The sequence below is a fragment of the Kosakonia sp. MUSA4 genome (assembly GCF_013085925.1).
GTDB classification, from domain to species: domain Bacteria; phylum Pseudomonadota; class Gammaproteobacteria; order Enterobacterales; family Enterobacteriaceae; genus Kosakonia; species Kosakonia sacchari_B.
Genome location: NZ_CP025697.1, coordinates 2,084,356 through 2,097,497, shown reverse-complemented (window position 1 = coordinate 2,097,497; position 13,142 = coordinate 2,084,356). Strand labels below are relative to the sequence as shown.

General features: G+C 51.4%; 14 protein-coding genes. 9 read left to right on the top strand and 5 right to left on the bottom strand.

All coding sequences use genetic code 11. The features are described from left to right. Positions 1-171 precede the first annotated feature (171 nt). Together C0557_RS09920 and C0557_RS09915 are read right to left on the bottom strand one after the other, a co-directional pair. A complete protein-coding gene (locus C0557_RS09920; protein WP_208658323.1) occupies positions 172-642 on the bottom strand; it encodes a hypothetical protein in 471 nt (156 codons plus the stop codon). Next, on the bottom strand, positions 626-919 hold the full coding sequence (locus tag C0557_RS09915) for a hypothetical protein (protein WP_145954146.1): 294 nt from the start codon (positions 917-919) through the stop codon (positions 626-628). Before C0557_RS09915 ends, C0557_RS09920 begins: the two co-directional genes overlap by 17 nt. Positions 920-1,204: 285 nt before the next feature. On the opposite strand from C0557_RS09915, the gene C0557_RS27405 reads away from it, so the two are divergent. The 7 genes from C0557_RS27405 to C0557_RS09880 all read left to right on the top strand — a co-directional run bounded on the left by C0557_RS27405 (position 1,205) and on the right by C0557_RS09880 (position 6,667). Next, the gene (locus C0557_RS27405; RefSeq protein WP_035943613.1) at positions 1,205-1,381 is read left to right on the top strand and encodes a YdaE family protein; all 177 of its coding nucleotides are present in this window, start codon (positions 1,205-1,207) and stop codon (positions 1,379-1,381) included. 29 nt (positions 1,382-1,410) lie between these two features. Continuing rightward, positions 1,411-1,698, top strand: a complete 288-nt coding sequence (locus C0557_RS09905; RefSeq protein WP_208658322.1) for a DNA breaking-rejoining protein — start codon at positions 1,411-1,413, stop codon at positions 1,696-1,698. Between the two features lie 132 nt (positions 1,699-1,830). Next, positions 1,831-4,755, top strand: coding sequence for a RecE family exodeoxyribonuclease (locus C0557_RS09900; protein WP_208658321.1), 2,925 nt, complete (start codon positions 1,831-1,833; stop codon positions 4,753-4,755). Between the two features lie 9 nt (positions 4,756-4,764). Next, positions 4,765-5,844, top strand: a complete 1,080-nt coding sequence (locus tag C0557_RS09895; protein ID WP_208658320.1) for a RecT family recombinase — start codon at positions 4,765-4,767, stop codon at positions 5,842-5,844. Positions 5,845-5,884: 40 nt separating this feature from the next. Continuing rightward, entirely contained in the window at positions 5,885-6,064 is a 180-nt protein-coding gene (locus C0557_RS09890; RefSeq protein WP_208658319.1) for a hypothetical protein, read from the top strand. Then, the gene (locus tag C0557_RS09885; protein ID WP_064566976.1) at positions 6,051-6,314 is read left to right on the top strand and encodes a DUF4060 family protein; all 264 of its coding nucleotides are present in this window, start codon (positions 6,051-6,053) and stop codon (positions 6,312-6,314) included. Before C0557_RS09890 ends, C0557_RS09885 begins: the two co-directional genes overlap by 14 nt. A gap of 98 nt (positions 6,315-6,412) precedes the next feature. Continuing rightward, positions 6,413-6,667, top strand: a complete 255-nt coding sequence (locus C0557_RS09880) for a pyocin activator PrtN family protein (RefSeq protein WP_007374662.1) — start codon at positions 6,413-6,415, stop codon at positions 6,665-6,667. 157 nt (positions 6,668-6,824) lie between these two features. On the opposite strand, the gene ppsA is transcribed toward C0557_RS09880, so the two are convergent. Continuing rightward, positions 6,825-9,203, bottom strand: coding sequence for a phosphoenolpyruvate synthase (gene ppsA, locus C0557_RS09875; protein ID WP_208658318.1), 2,379 nt, complete (start codon positions 9,201-9,203; stop codon positions 6,825-6,827). 330 nt (positions 9,204-9,533) lie between these two features. On the opposite strand from ppsA, the gene C0557_RS09870 reads away from it, so the two are divergent. Then, on the top strand, positions 9,534-10,367 hold the full coding sequence (locus tag C0557_RS09870; RefSeq protein WP_035886099.1) for a pyruvate, water dikinase regulatory protein: 834 nt from the start codon (positions 9,534-9,536) through the stop codon (positions 10,365-10,367). 160 nt (positions 10,368-10,527) lie between these two features. Here the strand turns inward: C0557_RS09870 and C0557_RS09865 are convergent, their stop codons facing one another. Beyond that, positions 10,528-10,815 (bottom strand): hypothetical protein, encoded by a 288-nt coding sequence (locus C0557_RS09865; RefSeq protein ID WP_208658317.1) that lies wholly within the window; start codon positions 10,813-10,815, stop codon positions 10,528-10,530. A 302-nt stretch (positions 10,816-11,117) separates the two neighbouring features. Beyond that, positions 11,118-11,345: a hypothetical protein gene (locus tag C0557_RS09860; protein ID WP_208658316.1), complete on the bottom strand. Its 228-nt coding sequence runs from the start codon at positions 11,343-11,345 to the stop codon at positions 11,118-11,120. Between the two features lie 613 nt (positions 11,346-11,958). On the opposite strand from C0557_RS09860, the gene aroH reads away from it, so the two are divergent. Next, positions 11,959-13,005, top strand: a complete 1,047-nt coding sequence (aroH, locus tag C0557_RS09855) for a 3-deoxy-7-phosphoheptulonate synthase (protein WP_208658315.1) — start codon at positions 11,959-11,961, stop codon at positions 13,003-13,005. Positions 13,006-13,142 lie beyond the last annotated feature (137 nt).

Sequence of the window (13,142 nt, the reverse complement as noted above, 5' to 3'; positions counted from 1 at the left end):
GCCCTTTCCCGACTAACTCTTCCGTCCTCTATTCATCTATGCTCCTATCGACCAAGTATCGCCATGCCTTCTCCTATCAACTCGGCTACCGAAACTCCTATCGCATTCAAAATCAACCCTGCTTTGTCTTCGTCCAAACGCCACCTCTGATGTTTTTTGTGCACAAGATCGTCAAGTAATAAAAACTAAAAACACCATAAAAACAACCAAATAGTAATCAAACAACCAAAATACAACTATTGTTGTTGATTTTAAAACAACTATGGTTTTTAATTGACGCATCCAAACGAGCGGCCACAAGCCACTCACCGCACAGAAATGCGCGCATAAGGTTTTCCAACGTTCCGCGGGCCGGCGATAAGGCAAAGAGGAGATATGAAAGGCAACACAAAGAAGACTGAGATGTTCGGGTTTGGCGCTTACTGGGCGCGCCTTTTTGAGACACGACAGAAACCCTTGCAGCTTCAAAGCTCGCGGCAGGATGGCGGCACAGGGATGAATAGTCCGGAAGAAAAACATATGCACCACCTTCGCCGGAAGGTGAACAGAACAGGCGGTGTGCCTCGCGGCAGGATGAATAAAAAGATGTACCGCCTGGGCTGGAGAAGTGGGTCCCGTAAAGACCTTAATCGAGCGACTCAATAGCTTTCAGAGATAGCGGCTGTTCCTGCTCAGGTACGAAGCGAACCTTAACCAACTCTGCCAGCCGTTTTTTTACAGATGGGTCAGTGCTTGTAATGACAAAGTCATTAATTTGTTCCGAGAGCATAAACCAACCGTGTTCATCACAGACATAAACCACGGATGGAACCTCCCGGATAGTGGGTTGATTACCGCTGATGTTAACAACCTTACTTACATGCTTAAACGACGTAGCTGCTTCACCACAGATCGGGCACGGCTTGGTTACTGATTTCATAGTCCGTCCTTGATGGTTGTGTAGGAACTCCAGCATACCACCAGGCCTGATGTGGTTAAAAGACAGGCATCAACAGGGGGAAAACCAATGATTAACCAGCACTACGGCACGATGCACATCATTCGTCAGTGCGTGGCGCCAGGCATGCTGGCCATGCACAAGGGCCACACCTGGAATGTCTCAGCCGTTCGCGGCAAACACGTCTACCTGAGCACCATGCGTGAAGCAACGCGTATCAGCGATTGCCTGGTAGAAGTTCTGTTAAACGGGAAAGGTGATCCAGTGATCAAAGAAAAAACACCCACAGGCGCGAAATGCGCTTACTGCGGCAAGCCACTCACGGCTGAAACCACAGTTAAAGAAACCATTCTGTTCCGGAACGGCGCGCAGCTCGCCCGTAAAGAAAATGAATACTGCTCTAAACAGTGTGCAACCCATGACCAGTGGGCGCACGAAGGTTAATTAACCGACGAGAAAACCAAGGAGTATTTATGCAAATCATTACAGCTCAAACGGAAATTAAAATCATTAATCAAGATGTCGCCCTTTTCAATTGTGAAAAGAAAGTAAGCGGCATTATTCACACCCCGTCGTCAAAAGAGGTGACTGTTATTCTCGATGGCGGTTATGTGCTGGGTAAGTTTGATTGCGCCCATTGCGCAGTGAAGGCCATCGCACTGCTGGCGCTCAGTATTTCAGACGCAGATAAAGCCAAGTTCGGCAGTTATCGCAACTACAAGCGTGAATTTACTGAAGGGGTTTTGCGGCAAGTTCATTGAGCAAAAGCCCACGCAAGGTGGGCCAGCCCTTCCGGTGTACCGACCAAAGCAAACCGGAACTTTTAACACTAATAAACCGCAGGCGGCTTAATCAGCGCCGGGGATTTTATCACCCCAAAATAAGGATCTGGTATGGAATTCTTTTATTTAATTAAAGCAACTCAGAAATCAGGCAAGCCGAGTGCAGTTGTCTGGTTCAGTGCGAAAACCGAAGCTCGTGCAAAATTGCAGGTACAGGTAATTCTCGAAGATAACGAAATCGCTACCGGGCGCGGCCACGATTATCAGTTGCCTGTACTGACTAATTTTCCTGTGGTTGACGATTTGCCAGCAGAAGAAGTTATCGACTTCACCTGGTGCGATCGCTATGCGCTGACTGATGACGGACGTACCTGGCTGAAAATTACCAGCCAGGCCACAACAGACACTCAGGATACCGAATCAACAGAGGGTGCTGTAAACGAAGCGGTTTCGTCCCCCGCAGAAACATCCCCGCAGCAAACGAATACCCATTCAGACATAACGGCGGATGATGACGAAAATACGTTGTATCCGGTGGTGAAACTGCGTCTGCCTCAGCGGATTATTGCACAGTATCTGAGTGACAAAATGCGCCATCACGTAACTCAGTCTCAGCGTGTGGAGATTGGTGCTATGGAGATGGACAGCGACAATAGCCATGTCCAGAACCTGCTACTTGCTGCGCGAAATATTCCCGGCATCGACAATCTGACAACGCATGAGTTATGGAAATTAACCAGCGCCATCAAGTCAGTGTTCCCGGAAGAAAAACACCATGAGCTTGCTGTCATGGTTCAGTTTCTCTTGGCGTGGTCTGATACCCATCATATTGACCGTGGCCTGCTTGTAAAAGAATGGGCCGCTGGTAAACGTATTCCTGCCATTCAGCACACCGATACTGGCACTAATGCAGGAGGCGGGAATGCCACCGATCGCAATCCTGACTACGAGCATACGCTGGATACGTTGGATGTTGAAATAGCCTGCGCCACCCTACCGATGGATTTCGATATCTACAACATACCGGTTTCCATTCATCGCCGCGGCAAAGACATCATCTCAGCCAAAGATAGTCCATTTAAAGAATGGTCGGCGGTGCTCCGTAAAATACCAGGCATTCTCGATTATTCGCGCGCAGCAATTTTTGCTTTAATTCGCTCCGCCGAAAACCACCTGTACATGAATTCTGCTCACCTGCATTCCTGGGTCAGTTCAAACCTGACCGAGATAGATCACGCCAATCCTACTGCTGAAACACTCGCTGCCGCAGGCCACATTAGCAGCGCAGCTGTTGTCGCCGGGGTGATTCAGGGCACCGAGCCGGTTGAAAGCCTCGATAAACTTGCCACTGAATATGCTGTCGTGGGGAAAGCGGCAGCCGAATCTACCCGCGCGTCGGTGAGTGAAACGACCGGGCAGCCGGAAGTGAAAAAGCTGGGCGGCGGGATGTTTTCCATTGATGGCCTGATCGGCAACACAACCCAAACGAACGTGCAGGAGAATGCCGAAGATGTGCAGATGGAAGAGGCTTTCCAGATCGAAGAGCAAGATACTGCTGCGCTGCCGGGAGGCGAAAGCGTGGATCTCACTGGTACGCAAACAGATACCCTGAGCACCCATGACATTATGGCCACTGCGGCCCCGCTGATGGCCGCCGCAGTTGCCGGGCCGGACAACGCTCAACCGTTGCAGGACGAAGAGCAACAGCATGTAGCAGACGCAACACCAGAACCGGAATACCCGGCGTTCTTCGAACCGGGACGTTATGAAGGTCTGCCGAACAACGTTTACCACGCGGCAAACGGTATCAGCAGCACGCAGGTGAAAGATGCCCGCGTCAGCCTGATGTACTTCAACGCGCGCCATGTTGCCAAAACCATCGCCCGCGAGCAATCGAAGGTACTGGATATGGGGAATCTTGTGCATGCGCTGGCGCTTCAGCCCGAAAACCTTCTGGCTGAATTCAGCATTGAGCCTGAGATCCCGAAAGGCGCATTCACCACCACAGCAACAATCCGCGCCTTTATCGATGAATACAACGCCGGGTTGCCGCCGCAGTTAAGCACAGATGACATTAAAGCGCTGCTGGAAACGCACAACGCCACCCTGCCCGCGCAACTGCCGCCAGGCACATCTGTTGACGAAACAGGGCAAAGCTACATGGCGCTGCCGGCAGAATATCAGCGCATAGAGGAAGGCCAGAAGCAAACTGCTACGGCAATGAAGGCCTGCATAAAAGAGTACAACGCCACCCTGCCCGCCCCGGTTAAAACCAGCGGCAGCCGTGATGCGCTGCTCGAGCAATTGGCGCTTATACATCCCGACCTGGTGGCGCAGGAAGCGCAGAAACCCGCGCCGCTGAAAGTATCTGGCACGAAAGCGGATTTGATTCAGGCGGTTAAAAGCGTCAATCCCGATGCGGTCTTCGCCGACGAGCTGCTGGATGCATGGCGCGAAAACCCGGAAGACAAAATTCTGGTCACCCGCCAGCAAATGGCAACGGCTAAGGCGATTCAGTCCGCGCTGCTGGCGCACCCGACCGCCGGGAAGTTCCTCACCCATCCGGGGCGCGCCGTTGAAGTGAGCTATTTCGGGTTCGACGACGAAACCGGGCTGGAAATCCGTGTACGTCCCGATCTTGAAATCGATATGGGCGGCATCCGTGTCGGCGTAGACCTGAAAACGATCAGCATGTGGAACGTCAAACAGCCAGCTTTGCGGGCAAGACTGCACCGGGAAATTATCGACCGCGATTACCACCTCAGCGCGGCCATGTACATGAACACCGCAGCACTGGATCAGTTCTTCTGGATTTTCGTCAACAAGGATGAGGGCTACCACTGGATCGCGATTGTCGAAGCCAGCCCGGAACTCATCGAACTTGGCGCGCTGGAATACCAGACCACCATGCGCGCTATCGCGAACGCATTCGACACGGGCGAATGGCCTGCGCCGGTTACCGAAGATTACGCCGACGAACTGACCGACTACGACCTGCGCCGCCTTGAAGCGCTGCGCGCACTGGCAAACGCATAAGGGGGGATCATGGAAAATACAAATTTTGCAGTAACAGACCAGAGCGCGATTGTTAACTCAAATATTGCGCTTTTCGACTCGCAGTACCTGAACGCTATTAGCGCTTTTGCGCAGATGATGTCGCAAGGAGCTGCAACTGTCCCGCGTCACCTCCAGGGAAATGCGGCGGATTGTATGGCTGTAGCTATGCAGGCGGCGCAGTGGCAAATGAACCCGTTCGCCGTGGCGCAGAAAACACACCTGATTAATGGCGTGCTGGGTTATGAGGCGCAGCTCGTCAACGCGGTGATTTCCCGTAGTGGCGTGCTGGCTTCTCGTTTCGAATATGAATGGTACGGCCCGTGGGAAAAGGTGATCGGCAGATTCAACATCAAGAAAGGTGAGAAAGGCGAATATCGGGTTCCTGGCTGGAGCATGGCGGACGAAGAAGGGATCGGCATCATCATCCGCGCCCGGCTAAAAGGCGAGGAGCAATACCGCGAACTGGATTTACTGCTGGCGCAGGCACGGGTTCGAAACTCAACCCTGTGGGCGGATGATCCACGCCAGCAGCTTGCTTACCTTGCGGTTAAGCGCTGGGCGCGACTCTTCTGCCCGGATGTAATCCTTGGCGTATACACACCGGATGAGCTTGAAGATCGTCAGGAAAGAGTCATCAACCCAGACCCGGCACCACGCGTAAGCGTCCAGGAGATTACTGAGAGCGAGCCACAAAATCAGACGGTGATCGATAACACTGATGGACAGGAAAACAAAGCAGAGGCATTCCGCGCGCGCATTGATGCCGCTGAAACACTGGAGGCTGCTACTGCTATCGGTAATCAGATTAACGAGGCGAAAGCAGCTCTCGGCACTGCCCTCTTCACGGAACTGAAAAACAAGGCAACGCGTCGTTATCACCTGGTCAACAACCGGAACAAGGTTGAGGCGGCGATTAATTCTCTGCCATCGCCCGGCGAACCCGGCGCGGCGGAACAGTTTGCCGCCGTGGAGCGTACTCTTTCCGCGGCAAAACGCCACCTGGGCGATGATTTGTACGAAAAATACAGCATCACGCTCACCGACATGAAACCCGAATACGTTGGCTAATCGACGCCGGGAGGGGCAACTCTCCCGCTCTGGAGGATTTATGGAGCGAGAAAACTGGAGTGTCGAAGATCTGGCGCTACTCGCCAGGCACGGTAATCAGTCGGTGGCCGAGTTGACCGGGAGGGATATCGAAGAGGTACGGGCACGGCGGCTACAGCGCAACATCGAAATTAACTGCTGGGACAAATTTGATCCGGAGCGTGCGCATGAAGCTGATTAACCGAAGCAGCAAAAATTCACCGCTGGCGCGACAGGCATGCGACGCGGCTCTGGCATCGCATGTTGAGAAATTTGGCCCATACGGGCGCCACGACAAAACGACGACTTACACGGTTATGGTTGAAGGCGTGAAAATTACCGTTGAAGTGGTCAACCGCCCGGCAAGCTATGTTGCGACGGCACTGACAGGAAGGCGCCGTATACGCTCACTTGTAAGCCGTGGAATAAATTCAGAGCGCGAGGAAGTATGAAAATCAGGACAAAAGACAACGAGGGCCACTACTTCCGGGAAGTGGTTAATATGAAACATGGAGCCACTGACGTGGCCTGAGTATGGTGTGAGGTGGGTATGAATACGATTTTTTTATTACTGGCTGAATTTGAAACAGCATCAATACCTCTTGCCGATGTATGCGAAAAATACTTTGGCATGAAGTCAGCGACCGCTGATAAAAAAGCTGCTTTGGGACAATTGCCTATCCCAACGTTCCGGGCTGGCGAAAGCCAGAAAGCGCCGCGGATGATTCATATTCAGGATCTCGCCGATTACATAGAGAAACAAAGGGCGGCAGGAAGAGAACTTTTTAAACAAATGAACAGCTAGTGACATGCCGGGCTTCGCCCGGCTTTTTCGTATTGTTTGATGCTATTCCTTTATATTTTACCACAGCCCGGCACCCCACAAGCACCCCATTATAACATAAGGCAATGATAAATATATAATAAACCCCGACATTGTGCCGGGGATTTCCTTCAGTGCGTTATTTTTTCAGTTCAGCAAGCGAGAGCCACGTCTGCACCACGGTGTCCGGATTCAGCGACAGACTGTCGATGCCTTCATCCATCAACCAGGCGGCGAAATCTTCGTGATCCGATGGCCCCTGGCCGCAGATACCGACATATTTGCCTTGTTTTTTCGCCGCGCGGATCGCCATCGACAGCAGGGCTTTCACCGCCTCATTGCGTTCATCGAACAGCTCGGAAACGACGCCGGAGTCGCGGTCGAGGCCCAGTGTAAGCTGCGTCATATCGTTGGAACCAATCGAGAAGCCATCAAAGTGCTCAAGGAACTGCTCCGCCAGCAATGCGTTGGACGGGATTTCGCACATCATAATGATCTTCAGCCCGTTCTCACCGCGTTTCAGCCCCTGGCGCGCCAGCTCATCAACCACGGCTTTCGCCTGCTCCACAGTGCGAACGAACGGGATCATGATCTCAACGTTTGTCAGTCCCATCTCGTTGCGCACGCGTTTTACCGCCTCGCATTCGAGCGCAAAGCAGGCACGGAAGCTGTCAGCCACATAACGGCCCGCACCACGGAAACCGAGCATCGGGTTCTCTTCTTCCGGTTCATAACGCTCGCCGCCGACCAGATTGGCGTATTCGTTCGATTTAAAATCCGACAAACGTACAATCACGCGTTTCGGCCAGAACGCCGCGCCCAGGGTGGCAATCCCTTCCGTCAGGCGACCGACGTAAAACTCAACCGGCGAGTCAAAGCCTTTCATCATCTCGCGAATTTCGTTTTGCAGCTTCGCGTCCTGGTCATCAAACTCCAGCAGCGCGCGCGGGTGAACGCCAATCATGCGGTTAATGATAAATTCCAGGCGCGCCAGCCCGACGCCTTCATTCGGCAAACAGGCGAAATCAAAGGCGCGATCCGGGTTACCGACGTTCATCATGATCTTCAGTGGCAGATCCGGCATGGTATCGACGCTGGAGCTTTTCACGCTGAAATCGAGCAGATCGGCATACACATAGCCCGTGTCGCCTTCAGCACAGGAGACGGTCACTTTTTCACCGGTTTTGATACGTTCAGTGGCATCACCGCAACCGACCACCGCCGGGATCCCCAGTTCACGGGCGATAATCGCCGCATGGCAGGTTCGACCGCCACGGTTGGTGACAATCGCCGCCGCCTTCTTCATGATCGGTTCCCAGTCCGGGTCGGTCATATCGGTGACCAGCACATCGCCCGCTTCAATCAGGTTCATTTCGCTGATGTCGTGGATCACTTTGACCGTACCTGCACCGATGCGATGACCGATCGCGCGGCCTTCAGAGATGATTCGCCCTTGCGCATGCAGCGTATAGCGCTCCATCACCTGTCCGCGTGAGCGTACCGTTTCCGGACGCGCCTGCACGATGAACAATTTGCCGGTATGGCCGTCTTTCGCCCATTCAATATCCATCGGACGACCATAGTGTTTTTCGATTTGCACCGCCTGTTTGGCCAGCGCCTGCACATCGGTATCGGTCAATGAGAAGCGATCGCGATCGGCCTGCGGCACATCTTCAATCTGTACCTGTTTGCCGTGTTCCTGCGTTGGCGCATAAATCATGCGGATCTTTTTCGAGCCCATCGTGCGGCGCACAATCGCCGGACGGCCAGCCGCCAGCGTCGGTTTATGCACGTAGAACTCATCCGGGTTGACCGCGCCCTGCACCACCATCTCGCCCAGCCCCCACGCCGAGGTGATAAATACCACCTGGTCGAAGCCGGATTCGGTGTCAATCGAGAACATCACGCCGGAAGCGCCGATGTCCGAGCGCACCATCCGCTGCACGCCCGCAGAGAGCGCCACGCCGCGGTGGTCATAACCCTGATGCACGCGGTAAGAGATAGCGCGGTCGTTAAACAGCGAAGCAAACACGTGTTTAACGGCCACCAGCACGGCGTCATAACCCTGAACATTGAGGAATGTTTCTTGCTGACCGGCGAAAGAAGCGTCCGGCATATCCTCCGCCGTCGCCGAGGAGCGTACGGCAAACGAGGCCTGCGCGTCATCTTCTGACAGTTTTGCATACGCATCATGAACCGCTTTTTCCAGCTCCGGCTGGAAAGGCGTATCGACAATCCACTGGCGGATCTGTGCGCCGGCTTTCGCCAGCTCAGAGACATCGTCAATATCCGTGTTATCCAGCAGCGCATAAATACGTTGATTTAAGCCGCTCTGTTCAAGGAACTGGTTAAACGCATCGGCGGTGGTCGCGAACCCATTCGGCACGGAAACACCCACGCCTGACAGGTTAGTAATCATTTCACCAAGGGAGGCATTTTTGCCCCCAACTCTGTCTACATCATTCATGCCGAGTTGGTCATACCAAAGCACCAGCGGAGACGAGCCATTGTTGGACATCGAAACAATCCTTTTGTGATATATGAATGGGTAAAATCTCAGACTGCGTATTAATCCTGGCATAATTAATTCGCCGGAAAAAACGGTGAATCGTGTAAGCAATTCCAGATTATGGTTTTTCGGACAGATTCCCATCAATTAATCACGCGACGAGAATATCTCTTTTTAGAATGTCCTTATTTTTCATACGTCATCAAAAAAAGTGAACCCTATAGTTCATAAAAAATAAAAACACCATTTCATTTTAAAAATGAGAAAAAGGAGATACGCACAGTGAAGATTTTAATTTATGCTTTCAGAGAATTACGTATGAAAGTCAGGATGGGTTAAATGGACAGTTCTGTTGATCGCCACGTGTTTTATATTTCTGATGGAACCGCTATCACCGCTGAAGTATTGGGCCATGCGGTGATGTCGCAATTTCCGGTCGCCGTCAGCAGCATTACCTTGCCTTTCGTGGAAAACGAGAGCCGCGCCCGCGCCGTCAAAGATCAGATTGATGCTATCTATCAGCAAACGGGCAACCGTCCATTGGTTTTTTATTCCATTGTGATCCCCGAAATTCGCTCTATTATTTTGCAAAGCGAAGGATTTTGTCAGGACATTGTTCAGGCGCTGGTTGCCCCATTACAGCAGGAATTAAAGCTCGATCCCACCCCGATTGCGCATCGCACACATGGGCTTAATCCGGGTAATTTAACTAAATATGATGCGCGTATTGCCGCAATTGATTACACACTGGCACACGATGACGGTATTTCGTTGCGCAACCTCGATCAGGCTCAGGTGATTTTACTCGGCGTATCGCGCTGTGGAAAAACCCCAACCAGCCTCTATCTGGCGATGCAATTCGGAATTCGCGCAGCGAATTATCCTTTTATTGCCGATGATATGGATAACCTGGTACTTCCGGCCGCGTTAAAACCATTGCAGCATAAATTATTTGGTCTGACCATTAATCCGGAGCGCCTTGCTGCGATTCGTGAAGAGCGGCGGGAGAACAGCCGGTACGCTTCTTTGCGACAGTGCCGTATGGAAGTGGCGGAAGTGGAAGCGCTTTACCGCAAAAATCAGATCCCCTGTCTTAATAGTACCAACTACTCAGTTGAAGAGATTGCGACCAAAATGCTCGACATCATGGGGCTGAACCGTCGCATGTACTAAGCGTGGCTGCGCCAGTTTTCTGGCTGCGGATTTCCCGGAGAACAGGCGGCATAACGACTGGAAGCGGTATTTGCGGGTATTGCAAAATAAGTGACATATCGAAAGAAATGTCACTTATACATATTAACAATGCGAGATCATTGCAGTTAATGGGTTGCTATTAGATGAACAGCAGAAGCGGAGAGAGGCAAAGGAGCCCGACACCGACGACGCCAGCAGCGCCTGCGGCCCCGACAACGCCGAGAGTACCCACCACGCCAATCGCATCAACCGCGATGCCGCCTAAGAGCCCCATCGACAGACCGGTGTCGCCAAACGAAAAATGATCCGTGCCCGGCAGAACCCAATCAATCAACGCACCGATACCGCCGCCCAGCAGAGCACCCGCGGCGGAGAAAAGAATTCCACCTGAAGCATATTGCATTTCATGAGCTGTAAGTTCTTTCATTTCTTTATCCTTAATATTAATTGTTCATGTATACATAAAACAAATAAGAATACCATTTTGAAATCAATGAAATTATTTTCAATGACTAATGATATTCTTTATTGCCTGTGCACAATCCAAATTGCCGATAATAACCGGCGTATTTTTTGAACGTATTACATCACGGACATCCAATGAAAAAATCTGGACACCTTGCAATATTAACGAACCGATAAACATGCAGAAATCGGCTGTTTTATTTTACTGGGGGGAATCCCCCCAGCAAAATTAACAGCAGCTCGCCATCCGTGGCGATTAATGATTTATTTTCTGAAAATTTTCATAATGCTGGAGAAAAGGTTCAGGCTGGTTTCAAGCACGACGCCTACGCCCTTACCAATATTACGACCTAAATCAGTGGCGAAAGAGCCTTTCCCACCAAAGGCGGCATCAATTACAATACCAATGCCTTCGCCGAGCATACCCGCGGCCAGAGAGATCAAACCTGCACCGGAGACGGCCTGCATTTCATCATTGCTGAGTTGTTTCATCAAATTCCCCTTAATATAGAAACAATATTTAAATAGAAAGCTGAAAAAATAGATTTCTGCTTTTCTGGAGCCATCACATGACAACTCCAAATTCTTTTATAAGATATGTTTAATAGTATCTGCCAGCGATGAATGCATTGTCCAGAAATAGTGCACGATATTTTTCCTAAAAAAACACTTAAAATAAAAACTATACAGAAATTTAATATCCTGCCTTTTCTTCGTGATTCGGTAATCATTTTATAACCACAAGCATAGAGCGAACACATTTATCACATATATTGTATGTAAAAGAAATTTCCGATAATAATAACCCCGACAAACAGAAATAATAGTTCGTGTTCAGTTTAAAAATAATTAATATCTGACATGACTGACGCTCACCCTGTAGAAGACAAATCACAGCAAAGCGTGCTCAAAATATGCGCACTCACAGAGTGTCGCACGCATTATTGTACTAACAAGCTAGTACGATGATTCGCACTGCGCTATGATACCTGCCACTGAAGTAATGCGCTTCACGGCCATACTTGAAATAAGCCGCGATTGGTTTATGGTGTGCGCATCACTTCCGGCATTCCTGCCGCTGAAGCACCTAATTTTGAGACGCTTGATGAACAAAACCGATGAACTCCGCACTGCGCGCATCGACAGCCTGGTGACACCGGCTGAACTGGCGCAGCGCTGTCCTGTTAAACCTGATATTGCCGAACATGTTATTGCATCCCGGCGACGAATCGAAAAAATCCTCAATGGCGAAGATCGCCGCTTACTGGTGATTATTGGCCCCTGCTCCATCCACGATCTTGATGCGGCGGTAGATTACGCGCGTCGCTTGCAGACGCTGCGTGAGAAACATCACGCCCAGCTCGAGATCGTAATGCGTACCTATTTTGAAAAACCGCGCACGGTTGTTGGCTGGAAAGGACTGATCTCCGATCCGGACCTGAATGGCAGCTATCGCGTTAATCATGGTCTCGAACTGGCGCGCAAGCTGCTGTTACAGGTCAACGAACTGGGTGTGCCGACGGCGACTGAATTTCTCGACATGGTGACCGGGCAATTTATAGCCGATCTGATTAGCTGGGGCGCGATTGGCGCGCGCACGACGGAAAGCCAGATCCACCGTGAAATGGCGTCAGCGCTCTCCTGCCCGGTCGGTTTTAAAAACGGCACCGATGGCAATACCCGCATCGCGGTCGATGCGATCCGCGCCTCCCGCGCCAGCCATATGTTCCTCTCGCCGGATAAAAGTGGGCAGATGACCATCTATCAAACCAGCGGTAATCCTTACGGGCATATCATTATGCGTGGCGGTAAAACGCCGAACTATTACGCCGAAGATATCGCCAATGCGTGCGATACGCTGAGCGAGTTTGATCTGCCGGAATACCTGGTGGTGGATTTCAGCCACGGTAACTGCCAGAAGCAACATCGACGTCAACTCGATGTCTGTGACAATGTTTGTTCGCAGATCCGCAACGGTTCGACCGCCATCGCCGGCGTGATGGTAGAAAGCTTCCTGCAGGAAGGCACGCAGAAAATTGTCAGCGGCCAGCCGCTGGTTTACGGGCAATCCATTACCGATCCTTGCCTGGGCTGGGACGACAGTGAATTGCTGCTGGAAAAACTGGCAGCCGCGGTCGCCACCCGCCTCTGATCGCATCCCGCCGCCGGGCGGCGGGATCCTCTTCCCCTACTTTATCCTGGGGATAACCGCTAAATGTTACAGAACACCCTTGCTACCGGCTGGCATATTATTGATAATGATTATCATTGTTGATAATGAGCTACATT